This is a genomic window from Telluria sp. ZT3P25 (assembly GCF_059685895.1).
The window spans coordinates 2,815,850-2,834,796 of the sequence record NZ_JCASIJ010000001.1 but is presented as its reverse complement, the minus strand read 5'-3'; the positions used below and the strand labels follow the sequence as shown (position 1 = coordinate 2,834,796).

Annotated in this window: 21 protein-coding genes; 16 read left to right on the top strand and 5 right to left on the bottom strand. The window is 62.4% G+C overall.

All coding sequences use genetic code 11. From position 1 onward, the window contains the following. Nucleotides 1–2: 2 nt before the first annotated feature. Nucleotides 3–746 (bottom strand): molybdate ABC transporter substrate-binding protein, encoded by a 744-nt coding sequence (modA, locus tag AC56LY_RS12610; RefSeq protein WP_499579927.1) that lies wholly within the window; start codon nt 744–746, stop codon nt 3–5. Nucleotides 747–807: 61 nt separating this feature from the next. On the opposite strand from modA, the gene AC56LY_RS12605 reads away from it, so the two are divergent. From AC56LY_RS12605 to AC56LY_RS12555, 11 genes are all read left to right on the top strand, one after another. Continuing rightward, nucleotides 808–1,614, top strand: coding sequence for a TOBE domain-containing protein (locus AC56LY_RS12605; protein ID WP_499579924.1), 807 nt, complete (start codon nt 808–810; stop codon nt 1,612–1,614). A gap of 47 nt (nt 1,615–1,661) precedes the next feature. Continuing rightward, nucleotides 1,662–2,270, top strand: coding sequence for a PH domain-containing protein (locus AC56LY_RS12600; protein ID WP_499579922.1), 609 nt, complete (start codon nt 1,662–1,664; stop codon nt 2,268–2,270). 602 nt (nt 2,271–2,872) lie between these two features. Further along, nucleotides 2,873–3,202, top strand: coding sequence for a hypothetical protein (locus AC56LY_RS12595; protein ID WP_499579919.1), 330 nt, complete (start codon nt 2,873–2,875; stop codon nt 3,200–3,202). Between the two features lie 118 nt (nt 3,203–3,320). Further along, nucleotides 3,321–4,562 (top strand): Gfo/Idh/MocA family protein, encoded by a 1,242-nt coding sequence (locus AC56LY_RS12590; RefSeq protein WP_499579917.1) that lies wholly within the window; start codon nt 3,321–3,323, stop codon nt 4,560–4,562. A 26-nt stretch (nt 4,563–4,588) separates the two neighbouring features. Then, entirely contained in the window at nt 4,589–6,076 is a 1,488-nt protein-coding gene (locus tag AC56LY_RS12585) for a cytochrome P450 (RefSeq protein WP_499579913.1), read from the top strand. A gap of 123 nt (nt 6,077–6,199) precedes the next feature. Continuing rightward, nucleotides 6,200–6,460 (top strand): hypothetical protein, encoded by a 261-nt coding sequence (locus tag AC56LY_RS12580; protein WP_499557232.1) that lies wholly within the window; start codon nt 6,200–6,202, stop codon nt 6,458–6,460. Between the two features lie 113 nt (nt 6,461–6,573). Continuing rightward, nucleotides 6,574–7,911, top strand: a complete 1,338-nt coding sequence (locus AC56LY_RS12575; protein ID WP_499579909.1) for an amidohydrolase — start codon at nt 6,574–6,576, stop codon at nt 7,909–7,911. A gap of 22 nt (nt 7,912–7,933) precedes the next feature. Beyond that, nucleotides 7,934–9,091, top strand: coding sequence for a branched-chain amino acid ABC transporter substrate-binding protein (locus AC56LY_RS12570; protein WP_499579907.1), 1,158 nt, complete (start codon nt 7,934–7,936; stop codon nt 9,089–9,091). A 753-nt stretch (nt 9,092–9,844) separates the two neighbouring features. Then, nucleotides 9,845–11,071: a YbbN family protein gene (locus AC56LY_RS12565; protein ID WP_499579903.1), complete on the top strand. Its 1,227-nt coding sequence runs from the start codon at nt 9,845–9,847 to the stop codon at nt 11,069–11,071. Nucleotides 11,072–11,200: 129 nt separating this feature from the next. After that, entirely contained in the window at nt 11,201–11,428 is a 228-nt protein-coding gene (locus AC56LY_RS12560) for a hypothetical protein (RefSeq protein WP_183557602.1), read from the top strand. A 5-nt stretch (nt 11,429–11,433) separates the two neighbouring features. Beyond that, nucleotides 11,434–11,793, top strand: a complete 360-nt coding sequence (locus AC56LY_RS12555) for a translation initiation factor Sui1 (RefSeq protein ID WP_499579899.1) — start codon at nt 11,434–11,436, stop codon at nt 11,791–11,793. Between the two features lie 16 nt (nt 11,794–11,809). On the opposite strand, the gene AC56LY_RS12550 is transcribed toward AC56LY_RS12555, so the two are convergent. Then, nucleotides 11,810–12,286: a hypothetical protein gene (locus tag AC56LY_RS12550; protein WP_499579896.1), complete on the bottom strand. Its 477-nt coding sequence runs from the start codon at nt 12,284–12,286 to the stop codon at nt 11,810–11,812. Between the two features lie 113 nt (nt 12,287–12,399). After that, entirely contained in the window at nt 12,400–12,756 is a 357-nt protein-coding gene (locus AC56LY_RS12545) for a cupin domain-containing protein (RefSeq protein ID WP_499579893.1), read from the bottom strand. A gap of 67 nt (nt 12,757–12,823) precedes the next feature. Between AC56LY_RS12545 and AC56LY_RS12540 the strand changes: the two genes are divergently transcribed. After that, on the top strand, nt 12,824–13,669 hold the full coding sequence (locus AC56LY_RS12540) for an AraC family transcriptional regulator (protein WP_499579891.1): 846 nt from the start codon (nt 12,824–12,826) through the stop codon (nt 13,667–13,669). Here AC56LY_RS12540 and AC56LY_RS12535 read toward each other — a convergent pair. Next, nucleotides 13,640–14,602, bottom strand: a complete 963-nt coding sequence (locus AC56LY_RS12535) for a LysR family transcriptional regulator (RefSeq protein WP_499579889.1) — start codon at nt 14,600–14,602, stop codon at nt 13,640–13,642. The two genes, AC56LY_RS12540 and AC56LY_RS12535, sit on opposite strands and share 30 nt — an antisense overlap. A 141-nt stretch (nt 14,603–14,743) precedes the next feature. On the opposite strand from AC56LY_RS12535, the gene AC56LY_RS12530 reads away from it, so the two are divergent. The 4 genes from AC56LY_RS12530 (at nt 14,744) to AC56LY_RS12515 (ending at nt 18,219) form a co-directional block, all read left to right on the top strand. Next, a complete protein-coding gene (locus AC56LY_RS12530) occupies nt 14,744–15,919 on the top strand; it encodes an MFS transporter (RefSeq protein ID WP_499582036.1) in 1,176 nt (391 codons plus the stop codon). A 5-nt stretch (nt 15,920–15,924) separates the two neighbouring features. After that, on the top strand, nt 15,925–16,905 hold the full coding sequence (locus AC56LY_RS12525; RefSeq protein WP_499579887.1) for an LLM class oxidoreductase: 981 nt from the start codon (nt 15,925–15,927) through the stop codon (nt 16,903–16,905). A gap of 46 nt (nt 16,906–16,951) precedes the next feature. Beyond that, nucleotides 16,952–17,950 (top strand): EthD domain-containing protein, encoded by a 999-nt coding sequence (locus tag AC56LY_RS12520; protein WP_499579884.1) that lies wholly within the window; start codon nt 16,952–16,954, stop codon nt 17,948–17,950. A gap of 68 nt (nt 17,951–18,018) precedes the next feature. Beyond that, complete coding sequence (locus AC56LY_RS12515) at nt 18,019–18,219, top strand: globin family protein (protein WP_183557631.1); 201 nt, start codon at nt 18,019–18,021, stop codon at nt 18,217–18,219. A gap of 90 nt (nt 18,220–18,309) precedes the next feature. Here AC56LY_RS12515 and AC56LY_RS12510 read toward each other — a convergent pair whose 3' ends face one another. Next, the gene (locus AC56LY_RS12510; protein ID WP_499579882.1) at nt 18,310–18,894 is read right to left on the bottom strand and encodes a cohesin domain-containing protein; all 585 of its coding nucleotides are present in this window, start codon (nt 18,892–18,894) and stop codon (nt 18,310–18,312) included. Nucleotides 18,895–18,947: the final 53 nt, after the last annotated feature.

The window sequence follows — 18,947 nt, the reverse complement described above, 5'->3', positions numbered from 1 at the left end:
GCCTAGACTTCGTAGCCGTAAGCGCGGATCAGCGCCTTGGCCTTGTCGGTGCGCAGGTAGTCCAGCAGCGCCTGCGCAGCCGGGTTCTTCGCGCCGCGGGTCAGCAGCGCGGCATCCTGGCGGATCGGCGCGTGCATGGTCGCCGGGACGATCCAGCCCGAACCGGCCGTAAATTTTCCGTCGCGCCAGACCTGTGCCTGCGCCACGAAGCCCAGTTCGGCGTTGCCCGTGCTGGCAAACTGGAAGGCCTGCGCGATGTTTTCGCCCTGGACCAGGCGTGGTTGCAAACGCGCGGTCAAGCCCAGCTTGTCGATGACGGCGCTTGCCGCCGCGCCGTATGGCGCCGTCTTCGGATTGGCGATCGCCAGGTGTTCGAAGTCGCCGGTCTTGAGCACGGCGCCGGTTGCGTCAACGTAGTTGGCCTTGGCCGACCACAGCACGAGGCGGCCAATTGCGTAGGTAAAGCGGCTTTTGGGGACGACCTGGCCTTCGGCTTCCAGCCGCGCCGGCGTTTCATCATCGGCCGACAGCAGCACTTCGAACGGCGCACCGTTGCGGATCTGCGCATAGAATTTGCCGGTGGCGCCACTGGCGACGACGGCTTTGTGGCCCGTGTCTTTCTGAAATTGCGGGGCCAGCTTTTCCATCGGGCCGGCGAAATTGGCGGCCACCGCCACCTGGACTTCGCCAGCATGGGCCGTTCCCAGGCAGGTCACAACGGCAAGCACACTGGCGAGTTGTTTCATGTCGTCTCCGCATCGTAAAAAGCGCTATAGTCGCAAGTATATAACGGATTCTGGAGCGCACATGGATGACAGGCACATCGCCCTCGAGGGCACCGTCTGGATGACGGTGGGTGGCGAGCAGCTCGGCGGCACGAACCGGGTCGGCTTGCTGGCGGCGCTCGCGCAATGCGGTTCGATCACGGCGGCCGCAAAACAGGTTGGCCTGAGCTACAAGGCGGCGTGGGAAGCGATCGACACGATGAACAACCTGGCCGGCGAACCGCTCGTGCAGCGTTCGACGGGCGGCAAGGGCGGCGGCGGCACGCGGCTGACGGCGCGCGGCGCGCAACTGGTCGAGAACTTCACCATGGTCGAGCAACTGCACCATGATTTTCTGGAACGACTCAATCGGCAGGCAGAGGGCGTGGCCGACGATGTCGCCTTATTCACGAGGTTCAAGATGCGAACGAGCGCGCGCAATCAGTTCTTCGGCACCGTGACGCGCGTGGTGCCGGGCGCGGTCAATGACGAGATCGAACTTGCCATCGCCGGCGGGCAGAAGATCGTCGCCATCGTCACGCGCGAAAGCACCGACAACCTGGCGCTGGCGCGGGGCCGGCAAGTGTTTGCACTGATCAAGTCATCCTCGGTGATCGTCATGACGGCCGGCGAGGGCGTGCGGCTGTCGGCGCGCAATCAGCTGGCCGGCACCGTCGCGCGCCTGACGCGCGGCGCCGTCAATGCCGAGGTCGTGATTGCACTGGGCGGTGGCGGCACGGTTGCTGCGACCGTGACCAACGAGAGTGTCGATACGCTGGGGCTGGCGGAAGGGCTAGCTGCAACCGCCTTGTTCAAGGCGTCGAGCGTGATTCTCGGGGTGCCCGAATAAACGGTGGTAATGTATCTTTTTTTTTCTCACCACACAGGAAGGCGATCATGTTCAAGCGTATGGCGGCAGAAGCACTCGGCATCAGCGATATCGGCGTCATTGTCGGCCCAGCGGACTACGGCAATGTCGATGCGGATGACTACCTGTTCACCGAAGACGGCGAGCAGATCTTCTTTCTCATCAAAAGCAAGAAGGACGAATACTGCTTCACCAATCTTGGCCTGATCCATGTGGACGGCGACTCGGCCATTTCGTCGAAACGCGCGATCAAGCGCTACGATTACGCATCGCACCAGATTACCGACGTGACCATTGAAACAGCCGGCACGCTCGATATGGATATCGAGCTCAAATTCAATCTGGACGATACAAAGTTCTCCATCGACGTCAAGAAAGCGTTCATCGAACAGCTCAAGGACATTTATAAAGCCCTGATCTCAATCGGCAAGCAGCAGCAACGCGATGCGGTATGCCGCAACAACGCGCTGCGTACGCTGGACGCCACCGCATCGGTGCACAAGCTCAATATCGCGCCGGGCGCCGGCGGACTCGTCAGCCAGTTCGATGAATTGCTGACGGCGTTGAATACCGCGATGCTCGATACTTATACCAAGCGCGATTTCAGCGACGTGTACACCAAGTACATTCACAACTGATCAGGGGCTGACGCCCTTTCAATCCAACTGAGAGGGTGCACGGATGCCAGCAAAGAAACGCCTGACGAGTATCGACAATGGCCTGTGCGGTTCATTCATTAGCCGGAACAATGACCTGGATGGCCATTGGGCGATTGGCAAACTGCGTTCATTGGCCGATCAGCATGGTCAGACCACGGTCATACTGGACTTGCTGACGTCATCCGCGCAGCCTTCGTCTGCGCAATGTTCAGATGTGTTCTAGCGCTATTGCCGGCTCCTTGCAACGCTGGCGGAGCGCTCGCGTATCCGGGTAACGGACATCACCGTCGCACGTATCGTCGTTGATTTTGCTCCGCCACCCTGGCCCAGGGCCAGCTATTACAAGCTGCAATGGGGTGATCAGTTTACGGTGACCGTTACCATCGAGGCCGACGGGCGTGCAGCGGGTATCGCACACGACACAGGTTATTGCCGGCCGCATGATGCGGCCAGAAAGAAAAACTTGCTGATATTCTGAGATCGACCGTTTTGTGCGCGCCATGAGAGTAAGCTCGACCACTACTCATCAAGAAAGCCGATTCATGCGATGCTATGTCTTGATAGTCGAACGAGACCTTCTCATGCGCGAGACCATTCTCGATCTGCTGAAGGCACTGGGCCACTCGGGCCTGGGTGCATCGTCACCCCTACGAGGCCTCAAAATGCTTGAGGTGATGGTGTTTGACGCAATGATGATCAGCCCGGGCGCCACATTGCTCGGAGAGCCGAGCTATGCGATCGATGCAAAAAAGATCCAGCCGCGCTTGAAAGTGATCATGGCCGCCGCAGTCGAGCTGCCCGAATATTCTGCGCCGCCAATCGACGCGTTCATTCAAAAACCATTTTCACTGCTGTCACTCGAAGCGACATTGCAAAAGATATTCATCGTTGGCGCGCCATCCGATAACTGACGCCGGTGTGCGCTGACAAGCGCTCATCCAGCCGCGATCGGTTTTCTTCCCGGCAAGCGAGCGCTGCTGTTCCGAATCGCATGCGAGGATCCATTCCCTCTACGCGAAAGGAATCCTCATGAAGCACGATCAGCCGCCGCGCCGCGATTTTCTGCGCTATGTCGGTACCATGGCCGCCCTGTCCACGCCAGCGCTGCAGGCCGCGGCCAGCGAACAGAACCGGGTCAGCTTTCCGCCCATCTTCGACAAGTCCGAAAAGCCCGAGAAGACCGAACCGCCGGGCGACTCGTGGAATGAGCGGGTGGGCGTTGCCGTGGTGGGCCTGGGCCGCATCGCCATCGACGAGATGCTGCCGGCTTTCCAGCGAAGCAAGCATGCAAAAGTCGTGGCGCTGGTCACAGGGGACCGTGACAAAGGGCTGAAGGTCGCCCGCCAGTACAACATCCCCGAGAGCGCAGTGCTCGACTACAAGGATTACGACAAGCTGGCCCAGATGGCCGACGTGAAAAGCGTCTACATCGCACTGCCCAACAATATGCACCTGGAGTACACCGTGCGCGCGGCGCGTGCCGGCAAACACGTGCTGTGCGAAAAGCCGATGGCCAACAGCGCCGCCGAGTGCCGCCAGATGATCGAGGCTTGCCGCAAGGCCGGGCGCCAGTTGATGATCGCCTACCGCAGCCAGTACGAAGCGCTCGATCGCACGCTGATTAAAATGGTCCGCGAGAAAAAGCTGGGCGCGCTGAAGGAATTCAACTCGGCCAATTCGCAGAATATGGGCGACCCGCAGCACTGGCGCCTCAAGAAGGCGATGGCGGGCGGTGGCGCGCTGCCGGACATCGGCATCTATTGCATCAATGCCGCGCGCTTTCTCAGCGGCGAAGAACCGACCGAGGTATTCGGCAGCATCTGGTCGACGCCAGGCGACGCGCGCTTTCGCGAAGTCGAAGAATCGTGCCAGTTCGTCCTGCGCTTTCCAAGCGGCTTTTCGGCCACCTGCAGCACCAACTATTCGGCGCACAAGTCGCAGATGTTCCGCCTGAATGGATTTGAGGCGTGGGCCGACATGGATCCTGCTTACGCCTACCACGGCAACAAGCTGCGGATCACGCGCGTGGTCGACGGCAAGGACCAGACCACCGAGATCCCGGCCGGCAAGACCAACCAATTCACGCTGATGATCGACCACTTTGCCAGCTGCATCCAGCAAAACAAGGACGTGCACACACCGGGCGAGGAGGGGTTGCAGGACCAGCGCATCATGGATGCGATCTACGAATCGGCGCGTAGCGGCCGGGTGGTCAAGCTCAAGCCGCCGACGGGCAAGACGCGCGGACCGGAGCCGGAGAGCGCCGATTAACACGCTGTTTTGAAAGAGATGCTGAGATGAACAAACACCATCGTAACCTGCTGCTCGCAGGTGCCCTTGGCCTGGCTGGCGGCCTGGTTGCCACCAGATTGATGACGCGCTCGCGCGGCGCCTCAGGCGTCCGCGAGGGCGAGCTGCCGACTGCCGGTGTGCTCGACACGCTGGCCCTGGCCGTGGACGTGCTGGCCCCGACGTTTGCCAAGGGCGTGATTATCCGCCGCCCGGGCGTGGTGGCGCTGGCCGAACGGTTGGAGCTCGACCGGCGCGCGATCGGGCGCATGCAAAAGCTGCGCAAAAAATATGGCAGCGGCCCGCTGATGCTGCCACTGCCGATCCGCAAGCAGGCGGTCATCCTGACGCCCGAACACGCGCGGCGCGTGCTGGACGAGTCGCCCGAACCGTTTTCCGCCGCCAGCAGCGAGAAGCGCGCGGCGTTGTCGCATTTTGAACCGCACGGTTCGCTGATCTCGCAATGTCCCGAGCGGACTGCACGGCGCCGTTTCAACGAAGACGTGCTCGAGCATGAACGCGCGGTGCACCACATGGTCGACAAATTCCTGCCGGTGGTCGACGACGAAGCAGGGCGCCTGCTGGCCAAGGCGCGTACCCAGGGCGAGCTCGACTGGGACACCTTCAATGCCGGCTGGACGCGCATGGTGCGCCGCGTCGTGTTCGGCGACGCTGCTGCCGGCGACCAGACCATCAGCGACATGATCATCGAGCTGCGCAAGGCGGCCAACTGGGCCTTCATGCACCCCAAGAAGACCGGCCTGCGGTCGCGCTTCCTGGCGCGCATCCAGGGTTATCTCGACCGCGCCGAGCCGGGCAGCCTGGCAGCGGTCGCGGCCAGCGTGCCTCAGAGCGCCGACACGATGGCCAACCATCAGGTGCCACAATGGCTGTTCGCGTTCGACGCTGCCGGCATGGCGACCTTCCGCGCGCTGGCGCTGCTGGCGGCGCATCCGGAACAAGCGGCGCGCGCCCGCGCCGAGCTGCGCAGCCATCCCGGCATCGAACGCCAGTACCTGCCATTCCTTCGCTCGACCGTTCTCGAATCGCTGCGCCTGTGGCCGACGACGCCGGCGATCCTGCGCCAGAGCACGCGCGCAACGCAGTGGGAAGGGGGCACGATGCCCGAGGGCACCGGCATCCTGCTGTTCACGCCGTTCTTCCACCGCGATGATCAGCGCATGGACTGCGCCGACCGCTTTGCGCCGGAGTTGTGGCTGAAGGATGACAAGGTACGCGATGTGCAGGACCGCGACTGGCCGCTGGTGCCGTTCAGTAGCGGGCCGGTGATGTGCCCGGCGCGCAATCTGGTGCTGATGCTGACCAGCGTGATGCTGGGCGCGTTGATTCGCGAAGATGACGGTATCCACGCGCTGACGCCGTCGCAACAGGGGAGGTTGGACCCGGCGCGCTTGCCGGGGACGCTGGACAATTACAGTTTGCGTTTTGTGGTCCGGGCAGATAGCGACGTCGGTACCACCAGATCGTTTGATTGAGCTGGTCAGCAGCCGCTTCCCGTGTATGGGGGCGGCCCCCGATTCGGTACGGCCGTCTGCAAGCGTGCGGCTGGCGTGTCCATGCTATGTTGGGTTTCCATTTCCTTCCGGAGTACAAACACCATGATGTTCAACCTTAAATTTCTTGAGAATAACGTCGCGATCGACCAGGACACCTGGACCGCATTGGCGACGACAGGCAGTGATGCATCGCTGGACAACGTGCGGGCCGCGATTCTCGGCGTACTGGAAAGCGGCGGCACCTTCACGGTCGAAGACAGCAACGACCAGGTCGTGCGGCGCGTCGAAACGTCAGCCGAGTTCGAGGGGTATATGCAGGAAATCGCGATGCAGCGCGACCAGTTCCAGCAGGAGCAGGCATAGGTTTCACGCCGCTTGGTGTTGAATTGCCCCCGATTTGCCAGGTAATCGTGCGCGGCAGCATGCAGGTAGAATAAATCGGAACTGCACCTTCCCAACTCTTGAAGCGAGTCACGATGTCATTTTCACGCACCTTCCGCCGCACCATCCTCGCAGCCAGCCTGCTCGCTGGCCTGTCCCAGGCCGGCGCGAATGCCGCGTCGCTTCCGGCGCCATTCGACACCCAGCTGGCCGCCGACTTTCCCAAGCTCGAAGCCTTCTACCGTGACCTGCACGCTAATCCCGAACTCGGTTTTGCAGAGCACAAGACTGCCGCCAAGCTGGCCGAACGGGCCAAGGCGCTCGGGTTCGAGGTGACCACCGGCGTCGGCGGCACCGGCGTGGTGGCGATCCTCAAGAATGGTCCGGGGCCGACCGTGATGCTGCGCACCGAGATGGATGCGCTGCCGGTGCTGGAAAAGACCGGTCTGCCGTTTGCCAGCAAGGTCACGACGAAAAATGCCGCTGGCGACACCGTGCCGGTGGCGCATGCCTGCGGCCACGACCTGCACATGGCTGCCTGGTATGGCACCGCAAAGCTGATGGCGGAGAACCGCAAGGCCTGGAGCGGCACGCTGATGCTGATCGGCCAGCCATCCGAAGAAGCCTTGACTGGCGCGGCTGCCATGCTCAAGGACGGCCTCTTCACGCGCTTCCCAAAACCGGATTATGCGCTGTCGATGCATGACGACGCGTCGATGGCATCGGGCACCGTCATGTGGCATGCCGGACCATTCCGCGCGTCGGCCGACACCGTCACGATCACGATGTTCGGGCAGGGCGGCCATGGCGCCGTGCCGCATGAAACGCGCGACCCGGTGGTGATGGCGGCGCGGCTTGTGATGGCGCTGCAGACGCTGATCTCGCGTGAAAACAATCCGCTCGACCCGGTCGTGATCACGGTCGGCAGCATCCAGGGCGGCACGCAGGCCAATATCGTGCCGGATCAGGTCAAGCTGGCGCTGACAGTGCGCACCTTCCGGCCCGAAGTGCGCCAGCGCGTGCTGGCCAGCATCGCCCGTGAAGCCAAGGGCGAGGCACTCGCCGCTGGCGCGCCGAAGGAGCCGCTGGTAGAAGTCAAGACCGGCACCGACTCGGTGGTCAACGATCCGCAGCTGGTGGCGCGCGCAGTCAAGGCGGTCGAGCAGGCCGTCGGCCCCGATTTTGTAAAAGAGATGCCGGCCAAGATGACGTCCGAAGACTTCGCCATGTACGGTCAGCAGCCCGGCGTGAAGGCGCTGCTGCTGCACGTGGGCGCGGTCGATGCCGGCCGTCTGGAAGCGGCGAAGAAAGCGGGCAAGCCCTTGCCAGGAACCCATTCGCCGCAATGGGCGCCGGATCTGAAGCCGACGCTCACCAATACCATCAAGGCCGAGACGGCGATCCTGCTCGACCTGATGGCGTCACAGCGCTAGGCGCACCACCATAAGGCCCGTCATGCATTTTCTTGTCTTCGCCGCTGCGTCCTCGCTCGTCCTTGCGGCCGTACCGTTTGCCCATGCCCAGCCTGCAGCCAAGGTGTTGCAAGTCAGAATCGGTACGGTCTCTCCGCTGTCCGGCCCCAGCGCCCATGCGGGCAAGGACATCGAAAACGGTGCCCGCATGGCGATCGATGACCTCAACACGAAGGGCATCGTGCTGGGCGGCAGCAAGGTCCAATGGGTCTTGCAGCCCGAGGACGACGGCGCCGATCCGCGCACCGGCACGACGGTCGCGCAAAAGCTGGTCGATGCGAAGGTGGCGGCCGTCGTGGGGCATTTGAATTCGGGCACGACCGTGCCGGCCTCGAAAATCTACGCCAATGCGGGGATTCCGCAGATTTCGCCAGCGGCCACGACGCCCGTCTACACCAACCAGGGTTTCAGGACGGCGTTTCGCGTGGTCGCCAACGATAACCTGATCGGCCGCACGCTGGCCACGTATACGATTGGCACCCTGAAAGCCAAAAAGATTGCCGTGATCGACGACCGCACCGCCTTCGGCCAGGGGCTGGCCGACGAATTCGTCAAGGGCGTCAAGAAGGCGGGGGCGGGCGGGAGCGTCATCAGCCGCCAGTTCACGACCGACAAGGCAACCGACTTCAGCGCCATCCTGACCCAGATCCGCGCACGCGATCCGGACGTGATTTTTTATGGCGGCATGGACGCGGTGGCCGGCCCGATGCTCAAACAGATGAAGGCGCTCGGTCTGCGCGCCAAACTCATCTCGGGCGACGGCGTCTGCTCGGAAAAAATGCCGCTGCTGGCCGGCGATGCGCTGGTCGACGACAAGGTGTACTGCGTCGTGGCGGGGGGCGTTGGCGCTGGGCAGGAAGCGGGCCTGAATGCGTTCACACAGCGTTATCAGCAGCGCTACAAGATTCCGCTACAGTCTTATGCGCCCTATGCCTACGATGCGGTGATGGTGTTTGCAAAAGCAATGCAGACTGCAAATTCGAGCGACCCAGCCAGATTCCTGCCGGCGTTGGCCGCCGTCAGGCACGAGGGCGTTACCGGCAGTATCGCCTTCGATCAGAAGGGCGATTTGCGCGACGCAGCGATGACGATCTATACCTTCCGCAAGGGCAAGAAAGTCAGGCTGGCCGTGCTGCGCTGACGCGGAGAAATTAAACGATAGCCATGCCGACAATGGCTGTTGTGAGCATCGCGTTCTCCATGTTTGGCTGTACCAGACGCAGGTGCTGGTGGCCATTGCCTGTCGCGGCCAGCAATTTGCTGCTGATCGAAATTCTAATGCAGGGCCGAAGGCAGTTATTGTGACATTCTGTGACTTATGGAACTTGTGCGTCTGCTATGCTGGATAAAGTCGGATGACGCTAGCGCTCATTTCTGAAACAAGAAGCAACGCAGATTCATTAAAGAAAACAGGCCTTGAATATTACAAAAAAATTGATAGTCCAGAGCGTGCTTGCTGGATTGCTTGTTGGGCTGCTCGTTCTCGTCTATGAGTACATGGCTGGACCGATATCTGCCAATTTTTTGGTGCGAGGTATCGGTATAGGAATACTTTGCGGTTTTGGATCGGTCACTTTTTTGATACTTGGAAATAGAAAAAGATTTTGAATATCTGCTCCCGGGGTGCTTACTGCCGGTCGAGTGACTCAGTGGCTGTTGCTGGATGGTTGGCTGCGGTACGATATTCAGATCAAGATGACTTTCGCAAAAGATGAAAAACTTTTTTCTTAATGCGTCAGGAGTTGCCGTTGGCACACTTCTTTACACCGGTTTCCTGAGCAGTACGGACGAGCTTGATTGGGGCCGTGCTGCATTCGTGGGGATTTTCTGTGGAATATGCTTTGCTATATGGCCTGGCAAAAATCGGGAAAAGTAAGCCAGAGACGCAGTGTCGATGAATTTTCCAGCACAGCATCTGCTTTTCTGCCTGTGTTGCCAGCTGGCCGGCTGTACTTCAACCGAACCGCTTACGACGGCGTCGGCACCGCTGATTGTGCACACGCAGGAGGCGCTGCGCGCAGCACTTGCCTCAGGCAAGCCGACGCCCTTGGATGTCCTCACACCCGATGGCAAGCGCCAGGTCGTTCGACAACTTCGCTGGAACGAAAACGGGTTAGCCGGTTTTAGTACTACGCCCCTGGTCCGTGAACTCGACCACGGACAACTTGCAGCAGTGCTCAGTTTCCTCGACGCCAGCGCGTATCTGCCCATGCTGGAAAAAAAGCTGGTCGGCCAACCACTGCGCCTGTCGGCGCTGTCCAGCCAGACGGCGCAGGATCTTCAAGGTCTCCGTCAATTCGCGGATGCAGACGCGACACGACGCGCTGCAGCTTCAGCTTCAGTGACCGCGACCGAGATCGGCGCGCCGGCTGTCCTCCGGCGCTACCAGCAGCTATTCGCAAACCGTCTGAACCCGGCAACGCTGGGCGCCGAGCCGTCAGGCAATCTCGTGGCCCTGTTCGACGCCGCCAGCCTGGCCGCTAACGACAACCCGGCATCGTCAGCAACCGACGACATGCTGCGGCTGCATCACGAACTCACGGCACGCGCCATCGATACCCGGCGCACGCTGGATGACGCCATGCTGTACGCCTTGCTCGCTGCACGTCGTTTCGCGAAGGCGCAGGCGTTTGCTGCCATGCGTCCCGATCTTGCGGCGATTGCCATTCCTCAGGTGGTGGATTCACTTGGCCCGGCCTTCGCAGGTCGCAGCGCGTTCGCTTACGACGCCAAGCACAATACCCTGACCCGCGTTGCCATGCTGAGTCGGCCCGGTACGGAACTCGTGATGGTCGTCGGCGCTGGCTGCCATCATTCCGCCAACGCGCTACAAGCGCTACAGGCCGACCCCGAACTCCAGCGGCGTTTGCGACAGGTACATCTCGTGTTGGTCACCGCCCCCAACGCACCCATCGACACGCATCTGATCAGCGAGTGGAACGGCGCCAATCCGTCGATGCCAATCCACGCGCCGTATAGTGCCGCGCAATGGGAGAGCATCGGCGTGACAGGCATACCGTCCTTTTATCTGCTCAGGAACGGCAAGGTCATCGACCGGCGCACCGGCTGGTCAGACAACGGCAAGGCAAATCTTCTCAAATTGATCGATGCCGCCAAATAAGTCGATTGCCATGCGACGAGGATCAATCGATGTTCAGGCAGCGTGCCTGCGATGTGTCATGCATGGCGAGGTTACGCGACGGTGACCGGTGGTAGGATGCTGCTTTCGTTCAGAAGTCCAGAGGAAGCAATGACCATATTCGCCATGTCCGTCTTCGATGCAACCGTGATTTACGACGGCAAGGAACTGTTCAAGGGGCAGGGCGCCGCTACTGGCTGGGCCGAAAAGCTTGCCAAGGAAATCGAGAGCCGCGTCACCGTCGAAAAGATCGGCACCGGCTGGGCGCTCGTGGGCCGGGTCGATGGCGTGGATTGCCGTTGGGGCATCATGGGGCAGCGCCTCAAGCGGCTGGACTGACCACCATGCGCAGTTCGAACGGCGGTCTCGTCTATTCCACGGAAACGGGCCGCATGTGCCCGACTTGCCGCCAGCCTGCCGCGCAGTGCACGTGCAAGACGGCTGCGAGCGCTGCACCGATTGGCGATGGCAATGTGCGCGTGTCGCTACAGAGCAAGGGGCGGGGGGGCAAGAGCGTCACGCTCGTCAAAAGCGTGGCACTCGACCCAATGGCCTTGGCTGTGCTTGGCAAGCAGTTACGCACGGCCTGCGGTGCCGGCGGCACCGTCAAGGACGGTGTGATCGAAGTGCAGGGTGACCACTGCGACACCGTTCTGCAGGCGCTGATAAAGCTGGGGCATCGGGCAAAGCGGGCCGGCGGCTGACGCCGGCCCAGGTATATCAGTAGTCGCGTGCAGCGCGCGTTGCCAGCGCCACGACGGCAACGCCAGCCGCGACGATCAGCGCGTCTTCGATCAGGCCGCTGCGGGTCTGACCGATCTTTGCCATCGCCTGCTTGCGGGCGGCCAGCGTCGCATACGCCAGCGGTACGGCGGTCGCGACCGCGACTGCGGCGCCTGCCTTTTCACGACCCTCTGGCGCCAGCGCTGCACCGGCAATGCCGGCGCTCGCAATGCGCGCCAGCAAGCCCAGGAACACGGTGCGGTCCGGCGCCGACTTCATCTTGTCGCCGTACAGTTCACCAGCGCCCATCGCCAGTGCGCCGTACTTGAACAATGGGCGGTCCAGCAGGACGAGGTTGCCCGATGTGTGACGGCCGGCCAGGCGTGCGGCGGCAAGGGTGGCCATCGGGGTCATCGAGCGGGCGCTGGCGACGGCGCCGATCAGGGCAGAAGAAAGCAGGCTGGTAGATTTCATGGTAATTCCTAAGGTAGTAGTGTTGTTCGATACGTTGTTCAACCGAATACAAGATTGATTCAGTTGCCTTATTTTTAACACAAAATCGAAAATCAGCCTGTTCTGTAAGGACGCTAGATGACCCGGCGCGGGGCTGCCGTGGCCAGATCGCCGCTATTGGGTGTACCAGTGCGCTCGATCAGCATGATCTGCGCTTCGTGGGGAGCGCGGGGCCGGTGCCGCACGCCTTGCGGCACGACGTACAGCTGGCCCGGCCCCAGCGTCACGGTCGTGCCGTCGTCGAGATCGATCTCCAGACTGCCGGCCAGCACCAGGAAAAAGTCGTCCGAATCGTCGTGCACATGCCAGTGGTATTCGCCACGCAACTTGGCAACCATGACGTCGTGGCCGTTGAACAGGCTGACCGTGCGCGGTTGCCAGGCTTCGGTAAAGGTGGCCAGTTTGCCGGCCAGGTCGATTGCAGCGTTCATGTGTTCTCCGTGAATGAAACCATCATGGTGCGCCTGCGGGTGGTCAAGAGTCTTGTACAATTGTTGCATGCATACTGCACCCGCCCGGCGAGTCAACGACGCCACCTTTTCGGCGCTGGCCAGCGGCGTCACGCTGATGCAGGCAAGCTTCACGGATCACGCGTTCGAGCGCCACAGCCACGATGGTTTTGCGATCGGCATGACCACCGCCGGGATACAGCGGTTTCGCTGCAAGGGCGCGCAGTACGACAGCCAGGTGGGCGACCTGGTTCTGTTCAATCCGGATGAAGACCATGATGGCAGCGCCGGCACCGCCGACGGGTTCCGCTATGCGATCTGGTATGTGCCGGATGCGTTCGTGGCGAGCTGCATCGCGCCCGAGGGCGAACGTGCCGATGGCCGGTATTTCGCCCGGCCATGCGTGACCGATCACCGGATGGCCGCGACGTTTGCGCGGCTGTCCAGCAGCCTGTCGGCGATGCCCGCCGAGTCGCTGCGGGCCGAAACCATGCTGCGTGCGTTCCTGGGCACGATGCTGACGCGTCATGGCGAGCGTCCTGGCGTGCTTCTGGAACGGGCGAGTACCCATGTCGCCGATGCGCGCATGGCGCAGGTCAGGGATTACATCCGCACGTACTTCCAGCGCGATCTCACGGTGGCCGAGCTGGCCGTCGTGGCCGGTATGTCGCGTACGCATCTCACGCGCGCGTTCAGCGCGGCGTACCACACGCCGCCGCATGTCTACCTCAATTCGGTGCGCGTCGCCCATGCCTGCACGCTGATCCGGGGCGGCATGCCGCTCGCGGCGGTGGCGCTGGAATGCGGCTTTGCCGACCAGAGTCACCTGACCAGGCGCTTCAAGGGCTGTGTCGGCGTGACCCCGTCAGGCTGGCGCGACAGGCTGCGCCGCTAGTGCGCCCGCTGCGTCGGCCGCCACAGGCCGGATCGTCAGCGTCTTCGCAAAGTGCGCAATCAGCGCCGTTACCTTGGGAGCATGCTGACGGCTGCGCTGCCACACCAGATACAGCGGCAGGCCGGACGTGGCCAGCTCCGGCAGGATTTTCACCAGGCTGCCATCGCGCAGCTGCTGCTCGACGAGCCAGGTCGCCAACTGCGCGATTCCCAACCCCATCTCCACCGCCGTGACCTCGGCCTCGGCCTGCCCCAATACGATGCGCCCGTTCACGTGCTGGCGCGCCAGCGGCAGGGCGCCATCCTTGATCAGCCAAGGACTCGTGCTGCCGTCCGCGCGACCGTACAGAATGGCGTCGTGGCCCAGTAACGCGTCCAGCGTCGCTGGCGCGCCGTGCCGCGCCACGTAGGCGGGTGAGGCGCAGAAGACCAGTTCTTCGTCACCCAGGTGCTGGTAGCACAGCGCCGCTGGCCAGGTGTCCGAGCCGCCGATGCGCACGACCACGTCCAGGCCGTCTTCGACCGGATCGACGAAGCGGTCGGTGAATGACACGTGCGGCTGCACCTGCGGATACTGCTCGGCAAACGCCAGCAGCGACCGCACGGCGTGCATGCGGCCGAAGGTGGCAGGCATGTCCACGCGCAGCCGGCCCGACGGGGCGATATGGTCGTGCGCCAGCAGGCGCTCGGCCGCTTCAAGTTCGTCCAGCACACGCACACAGACCTTGTAGAAAACGTTGCCAGCGTCCGTCATCTCGAGCTTGCGCGCAGTGCGGTCGAACAGCGGCCGTTTCAATCGCCCTTCGAGCCGGGCAATGGCCTTGCCGACCGCGGAGTTGGTCAGGTTCAGCCGGTCAGCGGCTGCTGTAAAACTGCCGGCATCGGCCACGGCGACAAAAGTTTCAAGGCCTTTCAGGCGTTCTGCGGGTGTCATTGACTAGATCCTGGAAATTTATTCCACCTAATGCAGGAATTCTTATCCAACATGGGAATTTTTATCTCTTATATCATGACAGTCAGATAATTACAGGAGTTTTCCGCAATGCCCAATTCATCTACAACCACCGTCGATACGATGGCGGACAAGCCTCAGGCGACTGGCGGCACACTCTCCATCACGATTCTGGCCATCGCGGCGTTCGTCATCGTCACCACCGAGTTCCTGATCGTCGGCTTGCTGCCGGCGCTGGCACGTGACCTGTCCATCACGGTGGCCACGGCCGGCCAGCTCGTCACGCTGTTCGCCGTGGTCGTCATGGTGTGCGGCCCGTTTCTGACGGCGTGGCTGGCCAACGTCGACCGCAAGAAGCTGTTCGTCGCCGTGCTGGTGCTGTTTGCAGCAACCAATGCACTGGCCGCCGTCGCGCAAAACATCTGGGTGCTGGCGCTGGCGCGCCTGCTGCCGGCGCTGGCGCTGCCCGTGTTCTGGGGCACCGCGAGCGATACCGCGGCCCAGATCGCCGGTCCTGAAAAAGCCGGTCGCGCTGTCTCGACCGTGTATCTCGGCATTTCGGCCGCGATGCTGTTTGGTATTCCGCTCGGTACGCTGGCGGCGGATGCGATCGGCTGGCGCGGCGCGTTCGGCTTGCTGGCTGCGCTGTCGCTGCTGGTGGCCGTGCTGATGTTCTTCAGCATGCCGACGGTGCGTGCGTCGCAACCGGTTGCCATGCGCGAACAGGCCAAGATTCTGAAAAGCCCGTTCTTCATGGCCAACGTGGCGCTGTCGATCCTGGTGTTCACCGCCATGTTCACCGGCTACACCTACCTGGCCGAGATGCTGGAGAAATCGGCTGGCGTAGCACCCGCGCAGGTCGGCTGGTGGCTGATGGGCTTTGGCGCAGTGGGCCTCATCGGTAACTGGCTGGGTGGTCTCTGGGTCGACCAGAAACCGCTGGCCACCACCGCCATCTTCAGCCTCGTGCTGGCAGCCGGCATGGCCGCGTCGATGCTGTTCGCGGGCTTGAGCATCGGCTTTGCCATTGCGCTGGGCGTGTGGGGTATCGCCAATACCGCGCTGTATCCGATTTGCCAGATCCGCGTGATGAAGGCGGCAACCGGTGCCCAGGCGCTGGCCGGTACCATCAATGTGTCGGCGGCCAACGGCGGCATCGCGCTGGGCGCCGTGATCGGTGGCCTTGCAGTGGCCAACTGGGGCGCGGGCAATGTCGGTTATGTGGCTGCGGGTATTGCCGTGCTGGCTGCACTGGCGACCAGTCTGGTCGGGCGTATGACCCCGGCAGTCAAGGCGTAACGATCATGGCACTTGCACCCATTGGCCCGTTGCCGGCCGAACTGGCAAGCCACGCCGGCTACCAGCGGATTTTCAAGCCGGGCAAGCTGACCTTCGGCTTCATCATGCCGCTTGAGGGCTATCCGGATTCGCCGTTTCCGACGCTGGCCAATCACCAGACGATGGCGCGCATGGCCGACGAGGCCGGTTTCTCGACCCTGTGGCTGCGCGACGTGCCGTTCTACGATCCCAACTTCGGCGACACCGGCCAGGTGCTCGATCCGATGGTGTACATGGGCTTTCTGGCAGCGCACACGAGCCGCATCGCGCTGGGCACGGCTGGCATTGTGGCAACACTGCGCGAGCCATTGATCGTGGCCAAGCAGGCGGTGTCGGTCGACCAGTTGCTCGGTGGACGCTTGGTGCTGGGTCTGTCGACCGGTGACCGGCCGGTGGAGTATCCGGCGTTTGGCCTGGATTTCGATAATCGCGGCGAGCGTTTTCGCGAAGCGTTTGGGCTGATCAAGACCGTCACCGAACAGGACTTCCCGCACGCGCGCACGGCGCACTATGGCAACCTCGATGGCGGCATCGACCTGGTGCCCAAGCCGTCGGCGCCGCGCCTGCCGATGATCGTTGTCGGCCGCGCACGCCAGGACATGGCGTGGATTGCCCGGTACAGCGACGGCTGGATCTGGCACCTGAGCGACTTTACCCGCCTGCCGCAACTGATCGAGGCATGGCGCGCCAGCCACGAGCCGGGGCAGTGGGTGCGTCCGTACGGCTACGGCACGATGTTCGACCTGGCGGAAGACCCGGATGAGCCGATGCGCTTCGTGCGCAATGGCATTCGTAGCGGCCGCCATGCATTGGTCGAGCTGTTTTACCATCAGCAGGAACAAGGCGTGAGCCACGTGGCGCTGAACCTGAAACCGCTGCGCCGGCCGGCGCAGGATGCGCTGGCCGAACTGGCGGAGCACGTGCTGCCGCTGTTTAACGCTGACTAATTTTTTACCATTGTCTTTTAACGCACGATCAAGAAAAAGGAATGTCATGACCATTGATTTCGACCGTAGCGACAACCTGCAGCGCCCACCGATGGGCCAGACCCGCGATCCGATTACGCATCCACTGATTGTCACGGCGACCTTTGTCAGCCGCGTCGACAGCACGCCGCGCAGCGAGCGGCCGCAAGATGCCGGCTCGGCCAAAAGCAAGCACGGCAATGAGGTGCATCTGCCGAACTGGCGTCCCGGCGCGCTGGCGCTGGAAGGCAATGAAAACCTGGCGTTCGAGCACTGGGACGAATACTGGCGCAAGGTGCACGGCCCGAAATTCGCGTGGGATGAGCCGGGCAGTTCGTCCGAGCGCGTGCTGCGCTACGACCAGGTGCACCGTATCGCGTCGGGCCCGTCGTCGTTCTTCCCGCCACCGTACCGCGCGATGATCGGCGAGGACGGCAAGCTGCCGGCCGAGCCAGAAAAATGCGTGCCGCCATACGGGCGTCCGCGCTGGGATGGCCTGGCCTACATCACGTATGCCGAGCAGGACGATATCGAGCGCGTGCTGGGGCAGGAGAAATTTGCCGAGCGGATCATCGCCGACGAGCAGGTGGCGTTTCGCATGGTCACGCGTGAAATCACGCGCGAATACATCCTGATCCCGAGCGCGCGTCACCGCGATCCGATCAGCCTGGTCAAGATCCACATGCGCAACCCCGACCTGTCGCGCGAAGAGTTCCAGCGCCGCCTGCTGGACGAGCACGCGCCGCTGGTCATGGGCCAGTCGGCGACGACCGAGTTTGTGAAGCGCTACGCGGTGCTGCTCAATATCGGCTCGACCCAGAAGGACCCGGAAGGCAGCAAGATCGATGCCGTCTCGATCCTGTCGTTCGCGTCACTGAACGATGTCGAGGATTACCTGGTCAGCAGTGACCATGAGGCGATTGCACAGTCCGAAGCGGCACTGACCGGCGAAGGCTCGGAGTGGTGGACGGCGATCAACTACAGCGTCATGAATCGCCTGATGCCGGAAGTGGCCACCGAGCGCTGACCGGCTACGGTAGAATCACGCCAACGCCGGTCGCGCCGACCGGCGGTAACGTGATACGGGGATTTGCCATGGCCAAGAAGGAAGAAGAACTCGACGAAGAAACGCTGGCGTTCGTCAACTGGTGTATCGAGGTCGAGGGGTTTTTAGTCGCGGGCGGTGCTACCGTACGGCAGGCGCAAGACCATATCGAGGAAGAAATCGAATGGTTCACCGACCAGTTCTACGATTCGCTCACGCCTGAAGAGGCGGCCAAGGAAGCATTGGCGTAACAACAGTGCTCTCAATGAAAACAGGCCTGCACCGCGTAACCGCGGTGCAGGCCTGTTTGCTTGTGCTCGTTGCTCGTTGTTCGTTACCGATTATGCGCGGACGCCCGTGCGGCGGCGACGCAGTGCCGCGGCGCCCGCCAGGCCGGCGCCGAACAGCAGGGCGCTGGCCGGTTCCGGCACATCGACCGGTCCACCCGGTTCGGCAAGCACGACGCCTTGACCCGACAGCGCAGTCAAGCCGGCAATGTCGTCGCCAACCGAATCAAGGAAGATTACGTCAGCGAACGACAGCGCGGACGTCCCCGCACCGATCGCTTCAAAGGTGATGCTGGCCAGCAGGCCGCTGCCGGATGCGCCCTGGATTGGCCCGAACAGGCTGCCGTAGACGAAGTCGATGAGACCCGTTTCCATGCCCAGAACACCGCTGACCGTGCTGCCCGCCGTGCCCAGGAAGGCGCCTTCGGTCACGTTGAGTGCGCGCAGGTAGCGCGCATCGTAGTTGATCGAGAACTGGTACGAATACAGGTCGGCGATATCGTCGATCGCGATGTTATAGGTCACGGTGGAGCCGACTTGCGCGGCCGGACCGGTGGAAAACGACAGGATGGGGGCGGCCCAGGCCTGGGTGCTGGCGCCCAGCAGGACGGCGGCGATGAAGTGCTTCCATTTGCTCATGGTGTGATCCTAAAGTTGAGTATGCAATCAATGGTTCTGGCGGGCCGGATACG